This window comes from Acidovorax sp. HMWF018 (assembly GCF_003061035.1).
Taxonomy (GTDB): Bacteria; Pseudomonadota; Gammaproteobacteria; order Burkholderiales; family Burkholderiaceae_C; genus Acidovorax; species Acidovorax delafieldii.
Genome location: NZ_QAIM01000265.1, coordinates 1 through 4,766, shown reverse-complemented (window position 1 = coordinate 4,766; position 4,766 = coordinate 1). Strand labels below are relative to the sequence as shown.

The following is a 4,766-nucleotide window of genomic DNA, read 5'->3' as shown; positions in this document are numbered from 1 at the left end:
GGCCCAGCTCATGGGCCAGCACAGCCTCGACCTCGCCAGGTGCCAGCTGGCGCAGCAGGGTGTCGTAGAACACCACGCGCTTGGCGGCACCAAAGCCAGTGAAATAGGCATTGGCGTGGGCGCTGCGGCGGCTGCCGTCCATCACGAACAGGCCCTTGGCCGAGAAGCCGCAACGCTGCATCAGCGCAGTCACGCGGGCTTTGAGCGACTCGTCTTCAAGCGGCTGGAATTTGTTGAACAGCGGTGCGATGAAGGTGGGGTAAATCACCATCAGCAGCAGGTTGAAACCCATCCAGAAGCACCAGGCCCACAGCCACCACAGCGGGCCTGCAGCGCCCATCAGCCAGAGGATCAGTGCGGCAATGGGCAGCCCGATGATGGCGCCCACCAGCAGGCCCTTGAGGGCGTCCGCCAGCCACAGGCGCCAGGTCATCTTGTTGAACCCAAACCGTTCTTCCACAACAAACGTCTGGTACAGCGATAGGGGTAGGTCGATCAGGCCGCTGATGGCTGCAAAGGCGACCAGGAATGCCATCTGTTGCCACATGCCGCCGCCCAGCACGCCAAGCAGCGCCTGGTTCAGTGCGTCCAGGCCGCCCAGCAAGGTCCAGCCCAGCAGCACGGCCGCGCCCAGCGCCATCTCCAGCATGCCCAGCCGGGCCTTGGTGATGGTGTAGTCGGCCGCCTTCTGGTGCGCCGCCAGGGCGATGCGCTCGGCAAACGGTACCGGGACCGCAGCGCGATGGCGTGCAACATGCCGGACCTGGCGCGTCGCCAGCCAGAACTTGAGGGCCAGGCCCAGCAGCAGCGCGGCTGCAAAGGCCAGGGTGAACAGCAAAGAGGGGGAAATGTCGTCGGAGGTGGGCATGTGCGGCGAGTTTAGGCCATCGGCGACAATGCGTGCCATGTCAGAAGCCAACAACCCCACCCCTGCCACGCTTGCCAAATCCGACCAGAACCTGGTCTGGCTGGACTGTGAGATGACCGGCTTGGAGCCCGACACCGACCGCCTGCTGGAGATCGCCGTGGTCGTGACCGGTCCGAGCCTGGAACCCCGCGTCGAAGGCCCCGTATTTGCCATTCACCAGCCGGATGAATTGCTGAACAAGATGGATGCCTGGAACAAAGGCACGCACGGCCGCAGCGGCCTGATCGACAAGGTGAAGGCGTCCACGGTGACGGAGGAGGAAGCGGAACAGAAGATCCTTGCTTTCCTGGCCCAGTACGTGCCCAAGGGCACTGCGCCCATGTGCGGCAACAGCATCGGTCAGGACCGGCGTTTTTTGGTGCGTTACATGCCCAAGCTCGAGCGGTTCTTTCACTACCGCAATGTGGATGTGAGCACGCTCAAGGAGCTGGCCAAGCGCTGGAAGCCCGAGGCATACACCAGCTTCAAGAAAGCGCAAAAACACACGGCCCTGGCCGATGTCCACGAGTCCATCGACGAGCTGGCGCATTACCGTCAGCACCTGTTGGCCGTGGATGTGAAAACGTCTTGAGCCACTGCTTCTCATCCCTTTTGTGAGGGGCGTGGGAGCCCTGGTGAGATCCGCGCCTTTGGCGCGCGTGTTTTACGACGACGCGGGACTGGATTCCTGGCGGAGAAGGCATTGCCACTGGCGAAAAGCAAAGGAGGGTATTGCGGGCAAACCCTTAATCGTGCAATAATCGGTGGCTGCGCAGGAATCCCTCGCAGATTGTGCATCTCCCCTCACACACCGGGCTTGCCAGCCGACTGTCACTCGACAGTGCAGGACTGGCGAATAACGCCCACCCGCTCCGGCCTTCTCTGAGCCAGCGCAGGTTTCGTTTGATGGTTGATGTTTTTTAACCATTTGACGAAGCCAATCGTGGGCTGCGCCCGCGACCGTCTTCGTGAGAGAAAAATCATGACCGACACCTCTTTGGTGCAGGGCGAATTCGCGCCTGCAGACACTTCCTTTGCTGCCGACATTTCCGTGCAGTCTTCTCCCCTGGACGCCGTGGTATCAGCCGTCGAAGCCGATGCTGCTGTGACCGCTGAGCCCAATGGCTTCATCGAGCTGGGCCTGGCCCCTGAACTCGTGCAAGCCGTGGCTGATCTGGGTTACACCCAGCCCACCAGCGTGCAGCTCAAGGCGATCCCTCTGGCGATGGGCGGTGGCAACGACTCCACCAAGTTCATCGACCTCATGGTCTCCAGCCAGACGGGCAGCGGCAAGACCGCCGCCTTCCTGCTGCCCGTGCTGCACACACTGATCAACCAGCAAGCTGCTGCCGAAGCCGAAGAGCGCGCCGCTTTTGAACGCGCCGTGGCCGAAGCCGCTGCCCGTGGCGAACCTGCTCCCAAGCGCGCCAAACGCAAGGACCCTACCAGTTCGCGCAACTTCAAGGCTGCCACCCCTGGTGCCCTGATCCTGTGCCCGACCCGTGAACTGGCGCAGCAAGTCGCGCACGATGCCATCGACCTGGTCAAGCATTGCCGTGGCCTGCGTGTGGCCAACGTGGTGGGTGGCATGCCTTACCAGTTGCAGATCGCCAAACTGCAAAACGCTGACCTCGTGGTGGCGACCCCTGGCCGCCTGCTGGACCTGCAGCGCTCGATGCAAATCAAGCTCGACAAGGTGCAGTTCCTGGTCGTTGACGAAGCGGACCGTATGCTCGACCTGGGCTTCTCGGATGACCTGGCTGAACTGAACCAGCTGACCGCGCAGCGCAAGCAGACCATGATGTTCAGCGCCACATTTGCGCCCCGCATCCAGCAACTGGCCATGCGCGTGATGCACGACGGTGGTTCGTCTGTGCAGAAGGTGACCATCGATTCTCCGCAAGAGAAGCACGCCAACATCAAGCAAGTTCTGTACTGGGCCGACAATGCCCAGCACAAGCGCAAGATGCTGGACCACTGGCTGCGCGACACCACGATCAACCAAGCCATTGTCTTTGCCAGCACCCAGGTGGAGTGCGACGGTTTGGCCAACGACCTGCAGCAAGAAGGCTTCTCGGCCGTCGCGTTGCACGGCGCCCTGAGCCAGGGCCTGCGCAACCGCCGTTTGATGGCGTTGCGCGCTGGTCAGGTGCAGATTCTGGTGGCTACTGACGTGGCAGCACGGGGCATCGACGTGCCTACCATCACCCACGTGTTCAACTTCGGCCTGCCCATGAAGGCTGAGGATTACACCCACCGCATCGGTCGTACCGGCCGTGCGGGCCGCGATGGCCTGGCCATCACGTTTGCCGAGTTCCGCGATCGCCGCAAGATCTACGACATTGAGTCGTACAGCCGCCAGCAGTTCAAGGCCGAAGTGATTCCGGGCATGGAGCCTTCACAGCGCGCTCCGCAGGCACCCCGCGGTGGCGATTTTGGTGGTGGCCGTGGCGCCCCGGGCCGTTCGTATGACAACCGTGATAACCAGTCGCGCGGTCGCTTCGGTGGTCCCGCACGTGGTGGCAATGATCGTGGTGGATTCGGTGGTGGCTTTGGCGGCGGCTTTGCTGGTCGTGACAACCGTGGCGCCCCTGCCCGTGGTGAAGGCGGCGGCGGTTTCGCTGGCCGTGATGACCGTGGCGGCGACCGTGGTTTTGCGCCGCGTCGTGACGGTGACGGTTATGGCCGCAAGCCTGGTTTTGGTGATACAGGCCGTGGTGGCTTTGCCCCTCGTGGCGATGCGGGTGCACCGCGCGGCGATTTCGCTCCTCGCAAGCCTGCATTTGCCAAGCCTGCCGGTGGTGGTGGCAAGCCCTTTGTGGCCCACGATGCCCGCAAGCGTCCTGCACGCCCCGCGCGCTGATTGTTGTGTGGCGCTAGCGCCGCCCTTTGTGCAAAGGTCAGTACCGTAAGGTGCTGGCCTTTTTTCATTGGGGAGGCCATTTCAGCTGCGGATGCCAACGGCGCCTCGTCAATAATGGCCGCCGGAGGAATCTGCTGTGTCGTCTTCTTTATCTTCGGGTGCGGACTTTGAGCACATGTTCGGGCTGGCGCCAGTGTCGCTCTGGTTGGAGGACTACAGTGCGCTCAAGCAGCTTTTTGAGCAGTGGCGCGCCGAAGGCGTGACCGACATCCGCCAGTTTCTGGCAGAGGACCCGGCCCGCCTGCGGGCCTGCAGTGCAGCCCTCAAGGTGCTCAAGGTGAATCAGCGCACGCTGGATCTGTTTGCCGCCGAGAGCCAGCAGGTACTGGAAGCCAATCTGGATAAGGTCTTCAGGGACGACATGCACGACGCGGTGGCGCATGAGCTGTCTCAGTTGTGGGACGGGCAGCTGGAGTTTTCTAACCAGACAGTCAACTATGCGCTCGACGGACGTCGGCTGGATGTGCAGATCCGTGCGCGCATCCTGCCCGGTTACGAGGACAACTGGAGCCGTGTGCTGGTGTCGCTGGAGGATGTTACGGCCACCGTGCGTGCAGGTGCCGAGCTGCGCCGCAGCGAACGGTACGCACGCGATTTGTTCGAACATTCACCCGTGTCCTTGTGGGTGGAGGACTTCAGTGCGGTCAAGAGCCTGCTCGATGGTGTGCGTGCGCAGGGTATTGATGATTTCAAGACATTCATCCGGGTGCATCCCGAGTTCGTGACACGCTGCATGCACGAAATCCGGGTGATCGATGTGAACCAGCAGACCCTGCGGATGTTCGGCGCAGAGAGCAAAGAAATGCTGCTGAACAACATTGGTCGGGTGTTTCGCGGTGAGATGCACGAGTCCTTTGCGGAGCAATTGCTGGACCTGTGGGAGGGCAAGACCTTTCAGCAGCGCGAAGTGGTTAACTACGCACTGTCCGGGGATGC

Annotated in this window: 3 protein-coding genes and 1 pseudogene; 3 read left to right on the top strand and 1 reads right to left on the bottom strand. The window is 62.1% G+C overall.

All coding sequences use genetic code 11. From position 1 onward, the window contains the following. Nucleotides 1–796, bottom strand: a pseudogene (locus DBR23_RS30450) (M48 family metallopeptidase); the annotation flags it as partial. A gap of 109 nt (nt 797–905) precedes the next feature. Here DBR23_RS30450 and orn point away from each other — a divergent pair. The 3 genes from orn to DBR23_RS09700 form a co-directional block, all read left to right on the top strand. After that, nucleotides 906–1,499: an oligoribonuclease gene (gene orn / locus DBR23_RS09710; protein WP_056062110.1), complete on the top strand. Its 594-nt coding sequence runs from the start codon at nt 906–908 to the stop codon at nt 1,497–1,499. A 390-nt stretch (nt 1,500–1,889) separates the two neighbouring features. Further along, nucleotides 1,890–3,770: a DEAD/DEAH box helicase gene (locus DBR23_RS09705; protein ID WP_108498108.1), complete on the top strand. Its 1,881-nt coding sequence runs from the start codon at nt 1,890–1,892 to the stop codon at nt 3,768–3,770. 136 nt (nt 3,771–3,906) lie between these two features. Continuing rightward, on the top strand, nt 3,907–4,766 hold an 860-nt coding region (locus DBR23_RS09700; protein ID WP_199227678.1), incomplete at its 3' end, for a PAS domain-containing protein.

What these genes read in the sequence shown, in the direction of transcription:
- orn (WP_056062110.1), top strand. Translation starts at nt 906, where the DNA reads ATGTCAGAAGCCAACAACCCCACCCCTGCCACGCTTGCCAAATCCGAC.
- DBR23_RS09705 (WP_108498108.1), top strand. Translation starts at nt 1,890, where the DNA reads ATGACCGACACCTCTTTGGTGCAGGGCGAATTCGCGCCTGCAGACACT.